Source organism: Bacillus sp. MBGLi79, from assembly GCF_002953915.1.
Genome location: NZ_CP026521.1, coordinates 1,271,234 through 1,293,391 on the forward strand (window position 1 = coordinate 1,271,234; position 22,158 = coordinate 1,293,391).

Below are 22,158 nucleotides of genomic sequence, written 5' to 3' on the forward strand. Positions count from 1 at the left end.
TTTGAATTTATGATTACAATAGAAGTAACGGGTTGATGTGAGGAGTGAGGTGTTATGCGCAAATGGATTGCGGCAGCAGGGCTTGCTTACGTGCTGTACGGGCTGTTTTTTTATTGGTATTTCTTCCTGTCCGGTGATTCCGCAATACCGGAAGCTGTGAAAGGGACGCAGGCTGATCCGGCTTCTTTCATGAAGCCGTCTGATTTGGCGGTGGCCGAGCAGTATTCAAATATCAAGAATTTTTTATTTTTTATCGGGGTACCTCTTGATTGGTTTCTGTTTTTTGTTTTGCTGGTCAGCGGCGTTTCAAAGAAAATCAAGAAATGGATGGAAGCGGCCGTGCCTTTTCGATTTTTGCAGATCGTTGGTTTTGTATTTGTACTTTCGCTGATTACCACATTGGTGACGCTGCCTTTAGATTGGATAGGCTATCAAGTGTCACTTGACTACAACATTTCCACACAGACTACGGCCAGCTGGGCTAAGGATCAGGTTATCAGCTTTTGGATCAGCTTTCCAATCTTTGCGCTTTGCGTTCTCGTGTTTTATTGGCTGATCAAAAGGCATGAAAAAAAATGGTGGTTATACGCCTGGCTGTTAACAGTGCCGTTTTCGCTTTTTCTGTTTTTTATTCAGCCGGTCATTATCGATCCTTTATACAATGATTTTTATCCGCTGAAAAATAAAGAGCTTGAAAGCAAAATTTTAGAGCTGGCAGAAGAAGCTAATATTCCGGCTGATCATGTATATGAAGTGAACATGTCGGAAAAAACAAATGCGTTGAATGCCTATGTTACGGGAATAGGGACCAATAAACGGATTGTATTATGGGATACGACGCTGAACAAACTTGACGATTCAGAGATTCTGTTTATAATGGGCCACGAAATGGGCCATTATGTCATGAAGCACGTTTACATCGGCCTGGCTGGCTATTTGCTCGTGTCGCTCGCCGGATTTTATGTTATTGATAAGCTATACAAGCGGACAGTGCGCCTAACCCGCAGCATGTTTCATTTAGAAGGGCGGCATGATCTTGCGGCACTTCCGCTGTTATTGCTTTTGTTTTCTGTTTTGAGCTTTGCGATTTCGCCTTTTTCTAATGCTGTCTCGCGTTATCAGGAGAATAAGGCTGACCAGTATGGGATCGAGTTGACAGAGAACAGAGAAGCCGCTGTTAAAACGTTTCAGGATTTGGCCGTGACGGGGCTGAGCCAGGTTGATCCTCCGGTGCTTGTGAAGATTTTCAGAGGCAGCCACCCTTCGATCATGGAACGGATTCAACATGCGGAGAAAGAAGAGAAAACGCCGGAACATCCTGCCACAGAACAGGATAATGGCAAATAAAAAGAAGCAGGTATGGAGGAACCTGCTTCTTTTTGATATTATTGGGCAGCTGCTTCTACGTTGATTAACCCTTTTCCATAGTAGAAAGAGCTTCCAAGGTATGTTGCAGTGCTTTCTAAACGATCACGGACTTGCGCGTTTGTCCAAGTCGGGTGCTTAGAAAGAATTAACGCTGCTGCTCCGGCAACGTGAGGAGTCGCCATTGACGTTCCGTTGTAAGCACCGTAAGTGCCTCCAGGAAGTGTGCTTTGGATAGATACGCCAGGAGCCATCACATCAAGCTCAGAACCTGCGCTTGAGAATGAAGCTCTTTGGTTGCTGCTGTTTACCGCACCTACCGCGATGGTAGAAGGATATTTCGCAGGATAGCCGACTGTGCTTGAGCTTCCGGACGAGCCTTCGTTTCCGGCTGCGGCAGCAACCACAATACCGCTGGAAACGGCTTTATCAACAACTGTTTTCAGCGCTGTAGAACCAGAAGGTCCGCCAAGGCTCATGTTGATAACATCCATATTGTTGGAAATGGCCCATTCAATGCCGTTAATAATCCAGCTGTATTGGCCGCTTCCTGTTGAATCAAGAACTTTTACCGCATATAATGATGCGCTTGGCGCTACGCCGAGAACACCGATTGAGTTATTAAGAGCGGCAATCGTACCGGCTACGTGCGTACCGTGAGAACTGCCGTCCTGGTATGGGTTTGTTTCAGAAGGTACGAAGCTTGCTCCGCCTCTGACGTTTAAGTCAGGATGAGAAGAGTCAATTCCGCTGTCGATAACAGCTACTTTTACGTTAGAGCCTGTGTAGCCTTGAGAGTGAAGAGCCGGCGCTTTAATTTGGGAAATGCCGTAAGGAACAGATTGCGCATATTCATGTGCAATATGATCTTCTTCCACATATGCAACACTCGGATCTTGTTTTAATTCTTTTACAGCTTTTTCATCCAATGTTGCTGTGGCTGCGTTAACATACTTAAACTGCTTTTGAACTTTTCCGCCTTTCTCAGAAATAACATCCTTTTTCTTGGCGGAGCTCATGGCACTCATTGTCTGTTTAAATCCGACAATGTATTTCTTTTCTGTACTGCTTTTTCCGGCAGCCTGCGCAGACATGTTGCTGAACGCCATCGTAAAGATTAACGTTAACGCAAACAACAAGCTGATCCACAATTTTTTGTTTCTCACTCTTTACCCTCTCCTTTTAAAAAATTCAGAGTAGACTTACTAAAAAGACTATTCTGTGAATTTATTGTAATAGATGGAATAATATTTTAGTAGACCCATTTTTTTGAGATGATTTTATCTCTATTTAGGTATATCATCTCTCGCTATTTCCGTAGAGACTCGAAATAACTATTTTCATACAGAAAAAAACGAAAATAGACATGAGTAAATGTTCATTATGCCGAAATGTCATGCTTTTTCAGGTTAAATGCTCCTGAGTCCCGGCAAATTCCTGTCGAAAAAATTCGTTCGAATGACCTGCATATGTTTCCGTGAGAACAATGGATATTATCGTGATATTTTTTCAATGTATGATGATAAAAGTATTCTGAAAAATAAACTTTACAGAAAAATTTGATTAGGGATAGAATGAAAAAATGATTGAGAGGGAGGAAGAACTGAGATGAACATTCGCCAAGCAAAGATTTCAGATGCGGCAGCCATCGCGCCGCTGTTTAACCAATATCGGGAATTTTATAGACAGGCATCCGATTTGCAAGGGGCGGAGGCTTTTTTGAAAGCGCGTTTGAAAAATCACGAGTCTATTATTTTGATAGCAGAAGAAAATGGAGAGCTCATAGGCTTTTTCCAGCTCTATCCCGCGTTTTCTTCTGTGTCAATGAAAAGAATCTACATATTAAATGACTTATTTGTTGCTCCTCATGCGCGTACAAAGGGAGCCGGCAGCCAGTTGCTTTTGGCCGCAAAGGATTATGCAGCGGAAAACGGGGCAAAAAGTTTAACGCTTCAAACTGAGCACCACAACCGGAAGGCAAGAAGCTTGTATGAGCAAAATGGCTATGAAGAGGATACCGCATTTGTCCACTACCATCTCAATGTGCCGGCGAAGTGAAAATGGCGGCTTGATGATTTGGTTTTTGGAACGTTCTTCGGTTACGATATAAATGAAAAGGAGTGTGCCGAATGTCAACGTTATTTCAAGCATTGCAGGCAGAAAAAAATGCCGATGATGTTTCAGTCCAAGTGAAAACCATATCAACAGAGGATTTGCCGAAGGATGGTGTCCTGATTAAAGTTGCTTATTCCGGCATTAATTACAAAGATGGTCTGGCCGGAAAAGCAGGAGGCAATATCGTCAGAGAGTATCCGCTTATTTTAGGCATTGATGCTGCGGGTACGGTCGTCTCTTCCAATGATCCGCGTTTTGCAGAGGGGGATGAGGTGATCGCGACAAGCTATGAGCTCGGTGTCTCCCGTGATGGCGGATTAAGTGAATACGCTTCGGTGCCCGGTGACTGGCTGGTGCCTTTGCCACGGAATCTTTCGTTAAAAGAAGTGATGGTGTACGGAACGGCGGGGTTTACTGCGGCGTTATCAGTGCATCGGCTTGAACAGAACGGCCTGTCTCCAGAAAAAGGCAGTGTGCTAGTCACAGGAGCAACCGGCGGTGTCGGCGGAATTGCGGTATCGATGCTGAACAAGCGGGGCTATGATGTGGTGGCAAGCACCGGAAACCGGGAGGCGGCTGATTATTTGAAACAGCTCGGTGCAAGCGAAGTAATCAGCAGGGAAGATGTCTATGACGGAACGCTTAAGGCGCTGTCCAAGCAGCAATGGCAGGGAGCGGTTGATCCAGTCGGGGGAAAACAGCTTGCCTCGCTTTTAAGCAAAATTCAATATGGCGGAGCTGTCGCGGTGAGCGGCTTAACCGGAGGAGGAGAAGTTCCTGCAACGGTGTATCCTTTTATTCTTCGCGGAGTAAGCCTGCTCGGGATCGATTCAGTATACTGTCCGATGGACGTCAGATCCGCTGTTTGGGAGCGCATGGCTTCTGATCTCAAGCCTGATCAGCTGCTGACCATTGTGGATAGGGAAGTCTCATTGGAAGAAACGCCTGCTGCATTAAAAGAGATTTTGCAAAATCGCATTCAAGGAAGAGTGATAGTGAAGCTTTAACAGGATCAGCTTGCAGGGAATGCATGTTTCTGCAAGCTTTTTTGTGGACAGGGTGTTAAGCTGTGCCCCGAAACAATCTTCCGTTTCTTGTTTGCGCTATGTTAAAGAAACAAGATTGACCTGGAAAGCGGAACTTTCTTTTCTCATTTGAAAAATAATTGGTGATAATGATTCTCATTCCGTGTTATACTACTCTTGGACATCTTAATCATAGAAACTGCTAACAGGAGAGACTGGAACTATGAAAAAAACACTGATTATTCTTACAGTTTTACTTCTTTCTGTCTTAACGGCTGCTTGCTCGTCTTCAAGCGGCAATCAAAACAGCAAAGAACATAAAGTGGCGATAACACATGATTTAGGAAAGGCGAATGTGCCTGAGCATCCGAAGCGGGTTGTTGTTCTTGAGCTTGGTTTTATCGACACACTGCTTGATCTCGGCATTACGCCTGTCGGGGTTGCCGATGACAACAAAGCGAAGCAGCTGATCAACAAGGATGTGCTGAAGAAAATTGACGGCTACACATCTGTCGGCACTCGCTCACAGCCAAGCATGGAAAAAATCGCTTCATTAAACCCCGATTTGATTATTGCTGACACGACCCGGCATAAGAAGGTGTACGATCAGCTGAAAAAAATCGCGCCGACGATTGCGCTTAATAATTTAAATGCCGATTATCAGGATACAATTGACGCTTCCCTTACGATTGCAAAAGCAGTCGGCAAGGAGAAGGAAATGGAGAAAAAGCTGACGGCGCATGAAGAAAAGCTTAGCGACACAAAGCAGAAAATCAGCGCGAACAGCCAGTCCGTGCTTTTGATCGGAAATACAAATGATACGATTATGGCCAGGGATGAAAACTTCTTTACATCAAGACTTTTAACACAGGTCGGCTATCGATATGCAATCAGTACGTCAGGCAATAGCGATTCAAGCAATGGCGGCGACTCCGTGAATATGAAAATGACACTGGAGCAGCTGCTGAAAACAGATCCGGATGTGATCATCCTGATGACAGGAAAAACAGATGACCTCGACGCCGACGGGAAACGCCTGATCGAAAAGAATGTCCTCTGGAAAAAGCTGAAGGCAGTGAAAAACGGGCATGTATACCACGTGGACCGTGCAGTGTGGTCTCTGCGCCGCAGTGTAGATGGGGCGAATGCCATTTTGGACGAGCTTCAGAAAGAGATGCCGGCTGATAAGAAATAAAAGAAAAGACAGGCTGACGCCTGTCTCAGCGTGTCGACAAACCCTCGCATTCGTTGTCAGGACTGCGCTTCGGTGCTCACGAATTAGAACATTCGCTCCGCTCCTATGCTCGTCCTTCCTAGACTTCAAGGGTTTTCAATCACGCTGAATAGATGACATAATCATAAAATGAAAACCATTTTATGATTTTATCAACAATCTAAGACAGGCTGACGCCTGTCTTTTTCTTATTTGATAAAGCCGGATAAGTGGCTGTTGATATTATAGTCTTTAATCCGCCATTTTTCTTCTGCAAATTCAATGTTGCTGAGGCAGGCGTTTACGAGGCGAGTGCTTTTAAGCTCAGGGTCACCGCCGGATATCTCCGTCAGCAGGGCGTGAATTGCCGCACCGTGCGCCACGATCAGCACCTTCTTGTCTGGATACGCTTGGTTCACTTTTGCCAACCCGCCCATCAGTCTGTCAGTGAGTTCTTCTAGGGTTTCCATATTCGGATAGATGTTATCCGGATAGCGCTTTGTCCGCTCCTCCAGCGGCATGCCCTCCGCGTCGCCGTAATCGCGTTCCTTAAAATCATCCATCTCGACAATCGGAAGATGCAGATATTCATTAATAATTTCCGCGGTTCTTTTCGCTCTTTTCAGCGGGCTCGTCACAATAATATCCCAAGAAAAGTCCTTTACATATTCTCCGGTTTCTCTTGCTTGGCGTTCACCTGTTGCGTTTAGCGGGATATCGGTTTTGCCTTGGCATTTTTGCTGCAGGTTCCAATCGGTTTCTCCATGTCTTACTAAACAAACGGCTGTCATAAAATCCCCTTCCTGACTTTATTCATATTGCTATTATACTAAATCGAAAGCGTGCGTCCTATGAAAAAGCCTATGCAAGCACTTCAAATAATAAAGCCAGTCCGATTCCGCCGCCGCTTCCGATGGCTGCAACCGCATATTGACAGTCTGTCCGTCTTTTCGCTTCATAAAACAATCTGGTTACCAGAGCTGCACCTGATGCACCGTATGGATGGCCAAGAGCTAATGCGCCGCCGCGCACATTGATTTTTGAAAAGGGAATGCCGAGTTCTTGCGAGCAGACACAAATTTTGACGGCAAAGGCTTCATTGATTTCAAATAAATCGATATCATCAGGGGTTACATCGTGTGTATGTAAGAGCTGTCGGATCGCATCAACCGGTGCCGCGGGCGGATAGTTGGGGTGAATACCGCTGACAGCGCTGCCGATAAACCGAAGCACAGGCTTAAGTCCGAGAGCTGCCGCTTTTTCCTCTTCCATTACTAAAAGAGCGGCTGCTCCGTCTGCTATGCCGCTGCTGTTAGCTGCTGTAACTGTTCCGGAGCTGATGTCGAAAACCGGCTTTGCACGGGGAATAATTGCTTTTATCGGCCGCGTCTTCAAAAATGCTTCGTCCGTCTCCAATTCCCCGAGAGCAACAATTTCTTCACGGTAGAATCCTTCATCATGCGCGTTCCTGCTGCGTTGATGGCTGAGAAGCGCGTACTCATCCTGCATGCTTCTGCTGATGGAATAGCGTGCCGCCGTATATTCTGCGGCAATGCCCATGTCGGGATCGCCGATCGCATCTGGAGAAAAGCGGGCCCGTTCTGAAAAAGGGGATTGGCTGCTGCTTTCTGAGCCGCCCGCGATATACATCGCCCCGGCTCCCGCTTGAATGAGGCTGCAGGCATAGCGTACGGCTTCAAGGCCTGAACCGCACTGTCTGTCAATTGTCATCCCGGGAACCGATAGAGGCAGTCCGGCTTGAAGGGCTGACAGTCTGGCGAGGTTTCCGCCTCTGCCGGTAGCGTTTCCGAGAAAGACCTCGTCAATTTGATCCTCTAGCTTTCGGCTGAGACAACGGATGATGGGAGCCGCCAAATCCTCTGGCAGGAAAGGCTTCAGCAATCCATTTTGTTTTCCGAAGATCGTTCGTTTTGCATCAACAATAACCGCATTCATTTATACTGTACACCCTCTTCCAGCCATTTCTTCACTCTGGAACGGGCAATTTTTCCGCTGCTCGTTTCCGGCAAGCTGTCTGCAAACACCCATTTTTTCGGGATTTTATAGGAGGCTAATTTCTGTTTACACCAGGCTTTCAGCTTTCTGGCATTAGCGCTTCCACGAATGACAGCTACAGCGATTTCTCCCCAATACTCGTCCGGCATTCCAACGACAGCCGCGTTTTCAACCTCTGGGCAGGAGAGTAGCACACGTTCAACTTCTTCTGGGAAAATATTTAATCCTCCGTACACGATCATCCCGTTTTCTCTTCCTGATATGTATAGAAAGCCTTCCTCATCAACGCAGCCCATATCATCCACTGTCATCCATTCATCTGGTGTGCTGCCGTTCACATAGCCGGAAAACCGCATCGGGCTTTTGACAAATATTTTTCCGATTTCTCCTGGCTGGCAGCGTTCTCCTTTGGCGCCGCGGATTTCGATCTGGACATTATGAAAAGGGCGGCCGGCTGAATGCGGCTTCCGTTTGCTGTCTTCCGGTGAAGAAAACGTCACAAAACTAAGCTCTGAAGTGCCGTAAAAATCGTACAGCCTGAGATGGGGCCATATAGCGGCAAGCTTTTTCTTGGATTCTGCCGGCCAGTCTGCACCAGATGAAATGATTTTAAGAGGGCTGTCGGGAAAGCCCTCGATCCGGGTGAGTGCGTCTGTCATTGTAGGTACGGTATAAAGAACACTGACGGCTTCACGGTTCAGCCATTCCTTTGTCTGGGCAGGAGAAAACTTATTCAGCAAACAAACCGTTCCCCCGAGATATAAAGTGCTGACTGCCCCATATAAAAAGTGAGAGGATATTAACGTTCCGGGAATCAATACCGTGTCATCTGATGAGATCGAAAAATCTGTTTCTGTACAGGTAAAGCTCTCTATCCATGAGCGGTGAGAGCGCGTAAAGGCCTTTGGTTTTCCTGTCGAGCCTGACGTGAATCCCATGTAAAAGGGGTGCTCCGGGTCAATGATAGGTAAGGGAGCAGCGGATTCCTCTTCAATATTTGCCATACAGTTATCCAGCAAAACAACGGGTGTCTTGCTATGTATCAGTTTGTTTTTGTAAAAGGCTGAAGTAACCACTAGATCCGCATCGCTTATGGATAGCCTCTCCATACATTCAGCCGGGCTCCAGCGTGTGTCGAGGGGAATGGCCGTGCATCCAGCCGCTGCGGCTCCGGCAAACAGCTGTAAAAACGCCAGACTATTTGGGAGCAAAAATGCCACACGATTCGGCATGCTTGGCTGTGACCGCAGCCAATTGGCGGTTTGGGAGACAAGCCGATCCCAATCTTGGTACGTGATTTGCTCCGATTCAGTTAGGATCGCTACACGGCCGGGCGATGTTTCGGCAGTAGATGAATAGGTATGAGTAATTGTCATGCAGTGTCATCCTCCTTTTGTAAACATCGTATCAGAAAGAGACAAGGCTTGAGTGATTTTTATTGCCAGGAATGCAGATACAGCCGCTTTTATCAAATCACCGGGCACATATGCAAGACTCATGAAGGCGGCCTGTGACAAATCAATATGCATCATAAAAGCTTGTACCGGTATACCAAGCAAATAAATAAAGATAATGCCGAATGCGAGATGTGTGAAAAAGAGACGCGCTACTGTCACCTTTCGCAGTCTGTTAGCGGCTAAACTGATCAGCCATGAAGCGAGGGGATAAGCGATCAAAAAACCTGCGCTCGGTCCGAAAAACACACCAAAACCGCCTCGTCCGCCAGGCAACAGCGGCGCTCCGAAGGCGACGAGGAGCAAAAAGACAAGCTGGCTTAAGAAAGCAGACTTTGGCTTGAGGATGCTGCCTGCCAGCATGACACCAAGCGTTTGCAATGTAATCGGAACGGGTGTAAAGGATAAGAAGAGAGGGGGGATAAAGCCGAGCACTGCCATCAGTGCGGTGAAAATAGCAATATGCATCATGTCGATTAATTTCAGCATTGTGAATCCTCCAAACAGTAATCAAATATGGTTATACAATAAATGCAGGCTATTATTATGTCAACTTATTTTTAAATTAAGTTTACATTATGAACGCAGAAAAACCGGCCGTATGGCAGGCCGGTTATAATGATTATTCTTCTGTCAGGATGACAAGCGAATCAACGGAAGCGGCCACATGGGAAACGGCGCGGCTGACTTCCTGAAGCCCTCCAAGAAAGGCCTGCAGATCGACGTCGATTTTGCCTGATTGCTCTTTGCTGATTTTCATGCTGTGGACGATTTCATCGAATAAGCGGTTAATTTGTGTCATTTTTTCTTTACTTTCGCTGACTAGCTCATTCACGTCCTTGATATGCTTCGATACAATGTTGATTTGTGTATTCGTATTATTCACAAGCTCAGACACAGTAGAGACGGTTTTTTTCGTGTCCTCAGAAAGCTTCCGCACTTCATTTGCCACGACAGCAAAGCCTTTGCCGTGTTCTCCGGCGCGGGCGGATTCAATGGAGGCATTGAGCGAGAGAAGGTTTGTTTGTTCAGCTATGCCTGTGACGATGCCGAAGATTTTTTCAATTTGCTGCGCGATTTCATCCAGCTTAACCATTTCTTTTTCGATTTGGACAAGGCTTGTGTCAATTTTGTTCATCTGTTTTTGCTGGACTTCTAGCTCTTTTTTCCCGCCGATCGACTTTTCTTCAACAGTGCTGGATGTCACCGTGCCGGCTTTGGATGCTTGAGAAATGCCTTCAGATTTGTCCACAAGCTCTTGAACGGATCTGCTTGTTTCTGAAAACAGATTGGCAATCGATCCAGAGGTTTCTTGAATTTTCTGATGAAGAAGGTTTTTCTTTTCTTCTTGTTCATCACGGGTCTGGCTGTACTCGCTTTGAAATGCTTCAAGGACAAGCTGCTGTTCTAAGTTCAAGATTTTTGTTGTCGCTTTAATGGCTTTCAGCAGTTCTTGCTGATTTGTAATGGAAGCTTCGTAAATGTCAATCATTGACAAAAGTAGTTCTTGAAACGCGCCCATATACCATTTTGGCAGAAGGCCGATTTTTAAATGGATAGAGGCGATTCGGTTTCGCTTTTCAATGAATCCATCATCGATAACGCCTGCAAACATTTCCTGAATATGCCGTTTTAACGTTTGTTTTAAACGGTCAACTGAGCTGTGATCATTAATGATATCCATCAATGAGCTTTCATGGTCAAGGTTTTTATAAAACGCATCGACGATGAATACGATATTTTCTTGAATTAATGGCTGAAGCTGCTCCAACACGTAAAGCTCAGCATCTCCCAGCCTGACCATTTTGAGCTGTTTTTTGACATCTTCATGTTTGTTTGTGAGCTGGATGCGGTTTTTTTGCTGTCCATTTGAATCAGAAAAGTAAGCAGTTTCTTGTTTTCTCTCTTTTTTAAATAACAATACAATGATCCCCCTTGGGAAAAATATAATTTTTACTTTTTGGCTTTTTAAGCCTTTTACTTTTTTATCGGCCAAGGGAAACATGAATGAAGCTGCAGATGAAAAATATTTGAAAAACCGTTCATTAAAATGAACGGTTTAATCGAGATCTATTTGCTTTAATGGTTTAATGGCCGGACCCTCTACAACTTCGCCAGAAGGCTTAAAGCGTGATCCGTGGCACGGACAATCCCATGTAAGCTCGCTGTCGTTCCACTCGACCTCGCAGCCTAAATGGGTACAGGTTGTATCAACGAGATGGAGGCAGCCTGCCTCATCCCGAAATGCACCCGCCCGCCTGCCGTTTATGGTAACGGCTTTTCCTTCTCCAGGCGCAATGTCTTCAAATTGGACATCAGGCTTTTCAAGCTTTCCTTTAATTAAATGCTTGGCGACATCGGCATTGTAGGAAATCACTTTCTGCAAACCGGGATTCAGATGGAACCGGGACGGTGTGAAAATGCTTTCGTAAGGATTATCTTTTTTCTCTACAAGGTCCGATAATAAAGTGGCTGCGACCCCCGATGCAGTCATGCCCCATTTTTTGAACCCGGTCGCTACCAGAATATTGTCCTCATTTTCCGACATCGGCCCGATAAACGGGATTTTGTCGATCGTCACAAGATCTTGGGTGGACCAATAATATGGGATGCTTTCGATGCCGATGGTGCTTTCGGCCAGTTGTCTCAGTGTTTCATAATGTGTGGACATGTCTTTTCCCTGGCCTGTTTTATGGCTTACTCCACTAAAGAGAATCAGCTTTTCACCGTTTGCAACCGTATAGCGAAGGGCCACTGACGGCTGATCGATACTCAAATACATGCCCTCGGGATACTCGATCTTCGGCTTGATGGCGAGGACATAAGATCTGTCAGAATACATTCTCGCAGCATATAATCCGCCTCCGTCATAAAAAGGGAAGTGGGAACAGCATATGACAAAGCGGCTCTTAATGGCGTGCTGGCTTTTTGTTATCACTTCGGGCCTTTCGCCTTTTTTGATATCAAGCGCAACGGTCTCTTCATAAATTCGGCCGCCTTTTTGAACAATTTGCTCCAGAAGCGCTTTTAAGTATTGCAGCGGATGAAATTGAGCTTGATTCTTCATGACAAGCGCCAGCTTAGAACCTACAGGAATCGGAAGATCCTTGATAAGGTCTCTTTCAATTCCGAGTTTTGTGTATGCCTCATGCTCAGTACGGATTTTTTGAACAGCATTTTCATTTGCTGTGTAAAGATATGCGTCTTGCTCAACCCATTCACAGTCAATTTGATGTTCATCCACAATTCCTTTTATGTAATCAATTGCATTTTGGTTTGCTTCATAATAAAGCCTCGCATGGTTTAATCCGAAATTGCGGATAAATTCGTCGTATATCATGTCATGCTGTGCGGTAACTTTAGCCGTTGTGTGGGCAGTGGTCCCGTTGAGAACCTGATTTGCTTCAATCAAGACAACACGGAAGCCTCTTTTCGTAAGTTCATATGCCGTTGTAATGCCTGTAATCCCGCCTCCGATAATGGTGACGTCACATTCAGTGTCCTCTTGAAGCGCAGGAAAAGAAGGCAGGTCAGTTGATGTTTTCCAGTATGTTTCAGGTGCTTCCTTTGCAAAATGTTGATTAGCCAAGCCGTTATACCTCCAATCAGATTTATTCTTAATTTTTCCATATTCTATCTTTTCATACATAGGAAGCAGGCATTGTTCATAACATAATAAGGTTGAAAAGGAGTGATTTCATTGGCGAATCAAAAAAAGAAAACATTACCGCCTCAGCACCAGAACCAGCAGCCTGGTTTTGAATATCTCATGGACCCGCGTCCGGTTTTTGATAAGCCGAAGAAAGCGAAAAAATTAGAGGGCAAAACGGCTATTATTACTGGAGGAGACAGCGGAATTGGACGCGCTGTATCGGTGTTATTCGCAAAAGAAGGGGCTAATGTGGTCATTGTATATTTGAATGAACATCAGGACGCCGAGGAAACAAAGCAGTATGTAGAAAAGGAAGGGGTAAAATGCCTGCTGATTGCAGGAGATGTCGGGGATGAAGCGTTTTGCAATGATGTAGTCGGGCGGGCAAGCCAAGCGTTTCCATCCATTGATATATTGGTTAACAATGCAGCTGAGCAGCATGTCCAGCCCAGCATTGAAAAAATCACCAGCCACCAGCTGCTCAGAACCTTCCAAACAAACATTTTTTCCATGTTTTACTTAACAAAGGCAGTGCTGCCTCATTTAAAAAAAGGGAGCTCTATCATTAATACCGCCTCAATTACAGCCTATAAAGGCAATAAAACGCTGATCGATTATTCAGCGACAAAAGGAGCGATCGTTACGTTTACAAGATCCCTTTCCCAGTCGCTTGTTCAGCAGGGCATACGGGTCAATGCGGTGGCACCGGGTCCCATTTGGACACCGCTTATCCCGGCCAGCTTTGCCGCAAAAGACGTGGAAGTGTTTGGTTCAGACGTGCCGATGGAGCGCCCGGGACAGCCGGTCGAAGTGGCGCCAAGCTATTTATACCTAGCCAGCGACGATTCCACATATGTCACAGGACAGACGATTCACGTCAATGGCGGAACAATTGTGAATGGATAATAAAAAGCCAATCCTTAAGGATTGGCTTATTCGCTCTGCTTGAGCGTTGCATATTCTTTAGAGAGCGTCAGAAACGCATCTTTATCTTTTTCGTCCAAGGCTTTGTCGATTTGGTCCGTCAGCATGGCCAGCCGACGCTTATACAAGGATTCATCGAGCACCATTTGAATATAGACATCCGTCATTGTGACATCAAGTTCTTTTGTTTTTTGCGTGTTGCGGGACTTCATGAGCTCAGTGTACGATTTTTTCTCTTTCATAAAGAATCCCCCCAATGCCTTTTTTATAGTATATGGATAACGGTCGAAAAAATCAATAAATTTTTATAATTTTTAGACAACTAATACTTGGCAATCTATCGACATATCCTGCAAAATGCCGTAAACCGGCAAGTCTAATCAAAGTAAAATCGGTTTATTACTAGTCATTTAGTACCATTAAATATCATTAAAAGATGATTTTATCTTAATTGTTAAAAAAACCTGTCGTTTTATAAAAACAGATGATAGATTATTAGTATAAATTTTGCAGAAAAAGGATGGGGGCCAAAATATGAGTCAGAAAACAGACGCACCTTTAGAATCGTATGAAGTGAACGGCGCAACAATTGCCGTGCTGCCAGAAGAAATAGACGGCAAAATCTGTTCCAAAATTATTGAAAAAGATTGTGTGTTTTATGTCAGCATGAAGCCGCTGCAAATTGTCGACAGAAGCTGCCGATTTTTTGGATCAAGCTATGCGGGAAGAAAAGCAGGAACTTATGAAGTGACAAAAATTTCACACAAGCCGCCAATCATGGTGGACCCTTCGAACCAAATCTTTTTATTCCCTACACTTTCTTCGACAAGACCTCAATGCGGCTGGATTTCCCATGTGCATGTAAAAGAATTCAAAGCGACTGAATTCGACGATACGGAAGTGACGTTTTCGAATGGGAAAACGTTGGAGCTGCCGATCTCCTATAATTCGTTCGAGAACCAGGTATACCGAACAGCGTGGCTCAGAACCAAATTCCAAGACAGAATCGACCACCGCGTGCCGAAAAGGCAGGAATTTATGCTGTACCCGAAGGAAGAGCGGACGAAGATGATTTATGATTTTATTTTGCGTGAGCTCGGGGAGCGGTATTAGAAAATAGAAAGGAGCTGACCCACAGGGCAGCTCCTTTCATAAAGCTATGCCGTCGGAATTCCTCCGGTGATGCCATATACCTGAGATGTTACATAGCTTGAATTCTCTGAAGCTAAAAATACATAAACATCCGCCAATTCCGCTGGCTGTCCAGCGCGGTTTAATGGAGCTGGAGGCGTGCCTTGTCCGAATTTCGGGATGTTTTCCGTCGGCTGTCCGCCGGATATTTGCAGCGGTGTCCAAATGGGTCCGGGCGCAACTGAATTCACTCTGATTCCTTTGGAAGCCAGCTGTTTTCCCAGTCCGACGGTAAAGCCGATAATGGCGTTTTTCGTCGCTGCGTAATCTAACAGCATCGGGCTTGGATTGTAGCCTTCAACTGAGGTAGTTGTGATAATTGAAGATCCCTCCGGCAAATACGGAAGCGCCGCTTTTACAACCCAGTAAAGGGAGAAGACGTTCACTTCAAATGTTTTATAGATTTGTTCAGTAGGCAGATCTTCGATGTTTTCGACTGCTTGCTGTTTGCCTGCAACGAGCGCCAGCACATCCAGTCCTCCGAGCTCCTGCTGCGCCTGTTTGACCAGATCCTGGCAAAAGGATTCGTCGCTCAAGTCTCCGGGGATCAGCACTGCTTTTCGACCTTCTGCTTCTATGAGTTCTTTTACCTCTTCAGCATCTGGCTGTTCCTCGGGCAAGTAGTTAATGGCCACGTCGGCGCCTTCTCTGGCGTAAGCGATCGCGGCAGCGCGGCCGATGCCGGAATCGCCGCCGGTGACAAGCGCTTTTCGGCCGATTAGTTTACCTGACCCCTTGTAGCTTTTTTCTCCGCAATCAGGAACAGGCTTCATGTTCTTTTGCAGGCCTGGCGGCTCTTGATATTGTTCAGGAAATTCATCATGAAAAAATGCTTTTATAGGATTCGTAAGGTTTGAATCAGACATCATCAACGCTCCTTTTCTGTTTGGTGTACATTCGTATGTGTACCCCTGAGCATGTAGAGAAAAACATGTGTTGGCAGTTTGAATAGTGAAGGAAAAAGAAAACAAGAAAAACAAACTCTTCTTCCATATTTATCTTGTCAAATAAGACTATATGAATTATGATAAATTCGAGCTATAAATCAACTAAATATTGGGTGTTGGGGGAGTGAATTGTCATGAAAAAGGCGGCGGCGGTTTTGCTGTCACTCGGTCTCGTTTTCGGTTTTTCATACGGAGCTGACCATGTGGCGGAAGCCAAAACAAAAGTGAAGGTCTATAAGAACTGCAAGGAGTTAAACAAAGTATACAAAGGCGGAGTGGCCCGCACATCGAAGGTGAAAAATAAAGGCGGAAAAACGAAGTACAAGCCTTACGTCTCTAAGGACCTTTATGATGCCAATAAAAAGAAAGACCGCGATAAAGATCTTATCGCCTGTGAACGGTAAACAAGAAAAAGCAATCTGGTGTCCAGATTGCTTTTTCTATTGCTTAAGCCGCCTGATCGGCCGCAGCGCTTTTCGCCTTCCTTGTCATAAGGCTGACTGCCGTCATGACCGTGATATTCAAAAGCAGGGCGACGATGCCGACATTCAAGTCTTTTGCGGCTTGCGGCAGCGCCGGAAATAAAGTGCCGATCGTCGTTTCCGTCATTGTAATATAAGTAACTGCTCCAACACCTGCAATAATGCCGGCGAAGGCTCCCTGCTTTGTCACCATATTATGCTTGAACAGGCTGAACAAAAGGGCGGGGAATAGCTGTGTGACAAGGCTGTAGCCCATCAAAAGCAGCGTAACGATGGTATTCCCGCCTTTGAAGGTAAAATACACCGAAATCAGCGCGATCACCGGCACTAAAAACTTAGCAAGCGCCGATACTTGCTGTTCTGTCGTGCGGGGTGCGATTACCTTGTACACATTTTTTGCAAACAGCGTGGAGGCGGACATTAAGATCATAGAGCCTGGCACAAGTGCTGTCAGCAGTCCGGCAGCACCGATAATTCCGACAAACCATGGGTCAAATGCTTGCAGGGACAGTCTCAAAAGCGATAAATCCCCGTCTGCGCCTTTCAGATCTGGAACTTGCAGGATAGCCGCGAAGCCAACGAAAAGGACGAAGAGCAGGACCAGCTGGTACAAAGGCATGATGATGGCGTTTTTGCGAAAGACTTTTGGGTTTTCAGCTGAATACGAAGCGGAAAACGTGTGAGGCCACATGTAAAACCCAAGCGCTGTCAAGAGTACGGTTGAACTGAACCACGCCGTACTTTGTCCTGTTTCGGGCAGTGTAAGAAAGCCAGGCTTTGCCGTTTCAATCTGCTGAAACATGTCTTGAAATCCGCCGTAGTAATGAATTGGCAAATACACACCTAAAAACAGAACGACAACCAGAATCATGATGTCCTTCACAACCGATATCCAGGCTGACCCGTGAATGCCGGAAACCATAACATAAACCGTAATGGAAATGGCACCGATCCAGATGGCGGCGGTCGGGGTGATTTTGCCGTACGAGGTTTCCGATACAATCAGCCCGAGGCCTTTCAGCTGCAGTACAAGATAGGGAATGAGTGCGGCAATGCCGACCAGTGAAACGAGAATGCCAAGCAGCGGACTGTTGTATTTTTTTGTGAAAAAATCAGACTGCGACATTAGTTTATGCTGTTTCGCGTACGTCCAAACTGCCGGAAGAAGCCAGTAAGAAAGGATGTAGGCTAGGCATCCGTAGGCGATGATATAAAAGGCTGGACCGCCCTTTCCGTAGGCCCAGCCGCTGCCGCCGAGAAACGTAAAAGTAGTGTAAATTTCGCCTGCCATCAAAAGGAAGACGAACACAGTTCCGAAGCCGCGTCCTCCGACCGTCCACTGCTCCAGGTTCATGTCTTTTCCTTTTTGGGCGCGTATACCGAGAAAAATACTCAAGAGCAGGACGCCAAAAATGATGATGAGAGCTGCGTTCATTCTGCTTCCTCCTTTTTATTTTCCTTGTCGAGGACATACACAATTGCCATCAGCGCAGAGGTCAAAAGAGCCCACATCACAATATAGGCAAGGATAAACGGCATGCCGAACACATAGGGGGTCACTTTATTTGCAAAAGGGATGCCGAGTAAGATTCCGATAAAGGGCAACGCGGCGAGAACGTGAATCAGTTTCATAAAATCCTCCTTCTCATTAGGATTGGGGGTGTACAAGCCCGGCCGTACTGAAAATGGTGTCGTCGATATGGCAGTACATGTCATATTTCGGGGTGAGAGGCTGTGGTTCGAATTATAAATAAATTTATTTTGTTTGTATAGTGTGAATTGTCTGAAATTTATGATCGGGATCGCCCCGAAGAGGGAACGGACAATATGATTCAAAAGGCTCAGGTCCTGTCCGGGGCAAATAGATAGCATGTTAATAATTCGCTGACCTGCTCACGGATTCGGGGATTAAAATAGCGGTGCTTTTCTTCATAACCATCCATGACAAATACATAGAGCGTAAACGCCTCATCGCGTTCCATCTCGCGGATCGCAATTTTCCTTTTCCTCAGTTCTTTTCTGACCTCTATCAAATCCTTTTGTGCTATTTTTAATGATTCGCTGATAAGCTGTTTATAAGGATGCTTCAATTTTAATGTGCTTTCTTCAATTGCGGCGAGATCACGGTTAAAAATCGTAATGGCCATGGGCAAAAAGAGAGCACGTTCAATTAAATCGTATATTTCCTCTTGCAGATTCGGCATGTTGACTCCTTCCTTCTAAAGGGAACATTTGTTCTATTTGTATTCTATATCGGCTGGTGAAATGTTTCAAGACAGAAAAAAACACCAAAACTTTTTAGTTTTCTGCTGATAATGTGTAGAATAAGGATAGACAAACCCGGTAAGGAGTATAAATGTTGGAGCATTTTTTATCCTATTTGACACAAGAACATTTAACTGAATTATTTCAAAGCTATAGGGCTTTCGGTCCGCTCATAGCTGTGCTGCTGCCTTTAATTGAAGCGTTTCTCCCATTTTTGCCGCTGATCGTGTTTGTGGTGGCGAATACGAACTCGTTTGGCTTATGGGAAGGATTCATCCTGTCCTGGGCAGGGTCAACTGCTGGTTCCATTCTCGTATTTTTGATCGTCCGTCAATACGGACAGAGAAAATTGCTTGGATTTATCCGCAGTCATCCGTCTGTCAGAAAGCTGATGTTATGGGTGGAAAGACACGGCTTCGGCCCCATGTTTCTTCTGCTTTGTTTTCCATTTACACCGTCAGCCGCGGTGAATGTTGTTGCCGGTTTGTCAAGGATCGGAACGCGGCCGTTTATTTTGGCGGCAGCCTCAGGGAAGCTTGTCATGATTTTTATGATCAGCTTCATCGGATATGATCTGCACGCGCTGATTACACAGCCGATTCGAACGGTCATCGCCGTATTGGTGATCACTGTCTTATGGTATGTCGGCAAAAAGGTGGAGCGGCATCTGCATGTAAGAGCCAGTCAGCGTGAGCATGATGGAGGGAGACAGTAACATGAAAAAACGGTTTTTGTTTCTTGCCGGTGTAGTGTCCGTCGTTCTCGCCATTCAGGTTAAAAATGCCGTCTTTATTGATTACAAGGTAGAAGGTGTCAGTATGAACCCGACGTTTCAGGAAGGGAACGAATTGTTGGTCAATAAATTTTCACATCGATTTAAAACCATCCATCGTTTTGACATCGTTCTTTTTAAAGGCCCTGATCATAAAGTGCTGATTAAACGGGTGATCGGCTTGCCCGGTGAAACGATCAAATATCAGGATGATCAGCTGTATGTGAACGGAAAGCAGGTTGCTGAGCCATTTTTGAAGCATTTAAAATCCGTTTCTGCCGGAAGCCATGTAACAGGTGATTTTTCTTTGAAAGATGTGACGGGAACAAGCAAGGTGCCGAAAGGAAAATATTTTGTCGTTGGAGATAATCGCATATACAGCTTCGACAGTCGGCATTTTGGTCCGATAAGAGAAAAAAATATTGTCGGTGTGATTTCTGATGCCGAATAAAAAGACGCTAATTGAAGAGGCGTCTTTTTGTATGCCGTTTGGAAAAATGTGTTGAAGAAAAATTTGTAACGAGCTATAATCAATATTGTTACGTATGTAACAATATTCGTATACTTTTTGATTGGAGGTCCATTTTTATTGGGTTTTGTTCGTTTTTTATGAAACAAAAGGAGTGGTGAATGATGATGAAATATGAAGCAGTGATTATAGGTGGAGGGCCGGTCGGATTTATGCTGGCTTCTGAGCTTGCGATGGCCGGGGTGAAAACATGTGTGATTGAACGGCTTGAAAAACCTGTTCCACATTCCAAAGCGTTGACGCTGCATCCCCGAACGCTGGAGCTCCTTGAGATGAGAGGGATTTTAGAGCGGTTCGTATCCAAGGGAAGCAAGATACCTTCCGGACATTTTTCAATGCTGGATACCCGTCTGGATTTTTCAGGCTTGGATACGAGTTGCCCTTACACGCTTTTGCTCCCGCAGTCCAAAACAGAAAAGCTGCTTGAAGATCATGTACGACGTCTGGGTGCAGAGGTGTTTCGGGGGGCAGAGGCGCTCGCGGTTACGCAAAATGGGGAAGCGGTGCAAACGATTTTTAAGGATCGGGACGGCAGTGTACGGACGATCACAAGTAAGTTTGCCGTTGGTGCCGATGGCGGTGGAAGTACCGTCCGGAAACAGGCTGGAATTGAGTTTCCGGGAACAGACAGTACTGTCACCGCTGCGCTTGGAGATGTGGTGCTCCATTCTCCGCCGCCGTCAGGAGTACTGTCCCTTTGCACAAATGAGGGCGGTGTTATGATTGTTCCGTTATCACCAGGCCAATACCGTGTAGTTGTCGTCAGCCCTTATCGCACACAAACGCCGAAAGATGTGCCGGTGACTGAGGAAGAGCTGAAAGCTGACCTTCTGCGAATTTGCGGGACTGACTTCGGTTTAACCGACCCTTCGTGGATGTCGCGGTTCGGGAACGCCGCGCGCCAAGCGAAACGGTATCGTAACGGCAGAATCTTTCTAGCAGGTGATGCCGCACATATTCATTTTCCAGCGGGCGGGCAAGGATTGAATGTCGGCCTTCAGGATGCGATGAACCTTGGGTGGAAGCTGGCGGCGGCGATCAAGGGCTCTGCGCCTTCATGGCTTTTGGACAGCTACCATGACGAGCGGCACCCGGCAGCTGAAGGGCTCTTGAGGAACACGGAGGCACAGACAAGGCTGATTGATTTTACTCAAGCAGGCCTCCATTTGCGGGGGATGATGTCGGAGCTGCTGGCCTTCCCTGATGTGAATCGATATGTAGCGGGGCAAATTTCTGCGCTCGATGTCAGATATGAAGCTGATCTTATCATGCCGCCGCATCCTTTGAACGGGGCAAGGCTCCCTGATATGGAGCTGATTCTTTCCGACGCCAGTTCGGAATGGCTGTACAGCCTTCTCCGAAACGGGACATTCGTTTTGCTGTCGTTGATGCAGGAAGCTGATGATCATATCAATGTGAAAGGCTTACGAACGGTAAACGCCTCGCTTGCAGAACCGAATGAAAAGTTGCGGGATGTGCATACCATATTGATTCGTCCTGATGGACATGTAGCCTGGGCGGTAGATGCATCAGCGCCCGATTGTGCCGAGGTGATTCAAAAAGGGATCAGCCGCTGGTTTTCCGTCACCAGCCGAGTATAATTCAATTCGATTGTTTCATCTGTAACAAAACGGTATGATAGAAGAAACAATCGAATGAAAAAGGATGGAAAACCCGATGAACACAGATCATACGAAACGCAATCTTTTTGAATTGTATGCGGAGCTCATTCATCAGCAGGAGAAATGGGAGGGGCTTATTAAAGCTTTTTTATCCGACGAATTGAGGAAGCTAGATGTAGAGCACGGGAGTAAATCTCAATTGACGATGACAGAAATTCATGTTCTGTCCTGTGTCGGGGACAATGAACCAATCAATGTCACGTCGATAGCAGAAAAAATGAATACGACAAAAGCGACTGTATCACGCATCAGCACAAAATTGCTCGGCGCAGGCTTCCTGCACAGAACACAGCTCAGCGATAATAAAAAGGAAGTCTACTTCCGATTGACGCCTGCTGGGAAAAAGCTGCACAATTTGCACAAATATTATCATCAGAAGGCTGAACAGCGTTTTCTGTCATTTTTTGACCGCTATACCGAGGAGGAAATTCTTTTTGCGGAACGGCTGTTTCGTGATCTTGTGACAAAATGGTATCCGACGTCAGAAGAAATTGAAGGAGGCCTTCCCGGCATTTTCAAATAAAAA

23 protein-coding genes are annotated in these 22,158 nt (G+C 45.8%); 11 read left to right on the forward strand and 12 right to left on the reverse strand.

Translation table 11 applies throughout. The features are described 5' to 3' along the window. The first annotated feature begins 54 nt into the window (after positions 1 to 54). Positions 55 to 1,347: a M48 family metallopeptidase gene (locus tag C1T29_RS06365; protein ID WP_103748947.1), complete on the forward strand. Its 1,293-nt coding sequence runs from the start codon at positions 55 to 57 to the stop codon at positions 1,345 to 1,347. A gap of 38 nt (positions 1,348 to 1,385) precedes the next feature. Here the strand turns inward: C1T29_RS06365 and aprE are convergent, their stop codons facing one another. Next, complete coding sequence (aprE, locus tag C1T29_RS06370; RefSeq protein WP_014663429.1) at positions 1,386 to 2,531, reverse strand: subtilisin AprE; 1,146 nt, start codon at positions 2,529 to 2,531, stop codon at positions 1,386 to 1,388. Positions 2,532 to 2,973: 442 nt separating this feature from the next. On the opposite strand from aprE, the gene C1T29_RS06375 reads away from it, so the two are divergent. The 3 genes from C1T29_RS06375 to C1T29_RS06385 all read left to right on the forward strand — a co-directional run bounded on the left by C1T29_RS06375 (position 2,974) and on the right by C1T29_RS06385 (position 5,700). After that, complete coding sequence (locus C1T29_RS06375) at positions 2,974 to 3,423, forward strand: GNAT family N-acetyltransferase (RefSeq protein ID WP_103748946.1); 450 nt, start codon at positions 2,974 to 2,976, stop codon at positions 3,421 to 3,423. Positions 3,424 to 3,494: 71 nt separating this feature from the next. Beyond that, the gene (locus C1T29_RS06380; RefSeq protein ID WP_103748945.1) at positions 3,495 to 4,487 is read left to right on the forward strand and encodes an NADPH:quinone oxidoreductase family protein; all 993 of its coding nucleotides are present in this window, start codon (positions 3,495 to 3,497) and stop codon (positions 4,485 to 4,487) included. Positions 4,488 to 4,728: 241 nt separating this feature from the next. Then, complete coding sequence (locus C1T29_RS06385) at positions 4,729 to 5,700, forward strand: ABC transporter substrate-binding protein (RefSeq protein ID WP_103748944.1); 972 nt, start codon at positions 4,729 to 4,731, stop codon at positions 5,698 to 5,700. 227 nt (positions 5,701 to 5,927) lie between these two features. Here the strand turns inward: C1T29_RS06385 and phoE are convergent, their stop codons facing one another. The 6 genes from phoE to C1T29_RS06415 form a co-directional block, all read right to left on the reverse strand. After that, positions 5,928 to 6,509 carry a phosphatase PhoE gene (gene phoE, locus C1T29_RS06390; RefSeq protein ID WP_040083533.1) on the reverse strand — a complete coding sequence of 194 codons (582 nt, stop codon included), beginning with the start codon at positions 6,507 to 6,509 and terminating at the stop codon, positions 5,928 to 5,930. Between the two features lie 70 nt (positions 6,510 to 6,579). Then, positions 6,580 to 7,674 carry an acetyl-CoA C-acyltransferase gene (locus C1T29_RS06395; RefSeq protein WP_103748943.1) on the reverse strand — a complete coding sequence of 365 codons (1,095 nt, stop codon included), beginning with the start codon at positions 7,672 to 7,674 and terminating at the stop codon, positions 6,580 to 6,582. Further along, entirely contained in the window at positions 7,671 to 9,110 is a 1,440-nt protein-coding gene (locus C1T29_RS06400; protein ID WP_095432683.1) for an acyl-CoA synthetase, read from the reverse strand. The genes C1T29_RS06395 and C1T29_RS06400 overlap by 4 nt, the downstream gene beginning before the upstream one ends. A gap of 6 nt (positions 9,111 to 9,116) precedes the next feature. Further along, complete coding sequence (locus C1T29_RS06405; protein ID WP_071582268.1) at positions 9,117 to 9,677, reverse strand: biotin transporter BioY; 561 nt, start codon at positions 9,675 to 9,677, stop codon at positions 9,117 to 9,119. A 133-nt stretch (positions 9,678 to 9,810) separates the two neighbouring features. Next, a complete protein-coding gene (gene hemAT, locus C1T29_RS06410; protein WP_103748942.1) occupies positions 9,811 to 11,109 on the reverse strand; it encodes a heme-based aerotactic transducer HemAT in 1,299 nt (432 codons plus the stop codon). A 138-nt stretch (positions 11,110 to 11,247) separates the two neighbouring features. Further along, positions 11,248 to 12,777, reverse strand: coding sequence for an FAD-dependent oxidoreductase (locus C1T29_RS06415; RefSeq protein ID WP_103748941.1), 1,530 nt, complete (start codon positions 12,775 to 12,777; stop codon positions 11,248 to 11,250). A gap of 111 nt (positions 12,778 to 12,888) precedes the next feature. On the opposite strand from C1T29_RS06415, the gene C1T29_RS06420 reads away from it, so the two are divergent. Next, positions 12,889 to 13,746, forward strand: coding sequence for an SDR family oxidoreductase (locus C1T29_RS06420; protein ID WP_014663440.1), 858 nt, complete (start codon positions 12,889 to 12,891; stop codon positions 13,744 to 13,746). Between the two features lie 26 nt (positions 13,747 to 13,772). Here the strand turns inward: C1T29_RS06420 and C1T29_RS06425 are convergent, their stop codons facing one another. Continuing rightward, on the reverse strand, positions 13,773 to 14,006 hold the full coding sequence (locus tag C1T29_RS06425; protein WP_071582266.1) for an IDEAL domain-containing protein: 234 nt from the start codon (positions 14,004 to 14,006) through the stop codon (positions 13,773 to 13,775). A gap of 292 nt (positions 14,007 to 14,298) precedes the next feature. Here C1T29_RS06425 and comK point away from each other — a divergent pair, with 292 nt between their 5' ends. After that, a complete protein-coding gene (gene comK / locus C1T29_RS06430; protein ID WP_095432681.1) occupies positions 14,299 to 14,877 on the forward strand; it encodes a competence transcription factor ComK in 579 nt (192 codons plus the stop codon). Positions 14,878 to 14,921: 44 nt separating this feature from the next. On the opposite strand, the gene C1T29_RS06435 is transcribed toward comK, so the two are convergent. Then, on the reverse strand, positions 14,922 to 15,821 hold the full coding sequence (locus tag C1T29_RS06435; RefSeq protein WP_095432680.1) for an SDR family oxidoreductase: 900 nt from the start codon (positions 15,819 to 15,821) through the stop codon (positions 14,922 to 14,924). Positions 15,822 to 16,036: 215 nt separating this feature from the next. On the opposite strand from C1T29_RS06435, the gene C1T29_RS06440 reads away from it, so the two are divergent. Then, the gene (locus C1T29_RS06440; RefSeq protein WP_014663444.1) at positions 16,037 to 16,306 is read left to right on the forward strand and encodes an excalibur calcium-binding domain-containing protein; all 270 of its coding nucleotides are present in this window, start codon (positions 16,037 to 16,039) and stop codon (positions 16,304 to 16,306) included. 43 nt (positions 16,307 to 16,349) lie between these two features. Here C1T29_RS06440 and C1T29_RS06445 read toward each other — a convergent pair whose 3' ends face one another. The 3 genes from C1T29_RS06445 to C1T29_RS06455 all read right to left on the reverse strand — a co-directional run bounded on the left by C1T29_RS06445 (position 16,350) and on the right by C1T29_RS06455 (position 18,588). Then, positions 16,350 to 17,819 carry a sodium:solute symporter family protein gene (locus C1T29_RS06445; RefSeq protein ID WP_095432679.1) on the reverse strand — a complete coding sequence of 490 codons (1,470 nt, stop codon included), beginning with the start codon at positions 17,817 to 17,819 and terminating at the stop codon, positions 16,350 to 16,352. Further along, entirely contained in the window at positions 17,816 to 18,016 is a 201-nt protein-coding gene (locus C1T29_RS06450; RefSeq protein ID WP_003224377.1) for a DUF3311 domain-containing protein, read from the reverse strand. Before C1T29_RS06450 ends, C1T29_RS06445 begins: the two co-directional genes overlap by 4 nt. Before the next feature lie 209 nt (positions 18,017 to 18,225). Beyond that, positions 18,226 to 18,588 (reverse strand): YhjD family protein, encoded by a 363-nt coding sequence (locus tag C1T29_RS06455; RefSeq protein ID WP_069149320.1) that lies wholly within the window; start codon positions 18,586 to 18,588, stop codon positions 18,226 to 18,228. Between the two features lie 152 nt (positions 18,589 to 18,740). On the opposite strand from C1T29_RS06455, the gene C1T29_RS06460 reads away from it, so the two are divergent. The 4 genes from C1T29_RS06460 (at position 18,741) to C1T29_RS06475 (ending at position 22,155) form a co-directional block, all read left to right on the forward strand. Then, positions 18,741 to 19,364 carry a TVP38/TMEM64 family protein gene (locus tag C1T29_RS06460; RefSeq protein WP_014663448.1) on the forward strand — a complete coding sequence of 208 codons (624 nt, stop codon included), beginning with the start codon at positions 18,741 to 18,743 and terminating at the stop codon, positions 19,362 to 19,364. Between the two features lies 1 nt (position 19,365). Continuing rightward, entirely contained in the window at positions 19,366 to 19,872 is a 507-nt protein-coding gene (gene lepB / locus C1T29_RS06465; RefSeq protein ID WP_014663449.1) for a signal peptidase I, read from the forward strand. Between the two features lie 179 nt (positions 19,873 to 20,051). Then, positions 20,052 to 21,551, forward strand: a complete 1,500-nt coding sequence (locus tag C1T29_RS06470; protein ID WP_095432678.1) for a monooxygenase — start codon at positions 20,052 to 20,054, stop codon at positions 21,549 to 21,551. Between the two features lie 76 nt (positions 21,552 to 21,627). Beyond that, positions 21,628 to 22,155 carry a MarR family transcriptional regulator gene (locus C1T29_RS06475; protein WP_014663451.1) on the forward strand — a complete coding sequence of 176 codons (528 nt, stop codon included), beginning with the start codon at positions 21,628 to 21,630 and terminating at the stop codon, positions 22,153 to 22,155. The last annotated feature ends 3 nt before the right edge of the window (positions 22,156 to 22,158 follow it).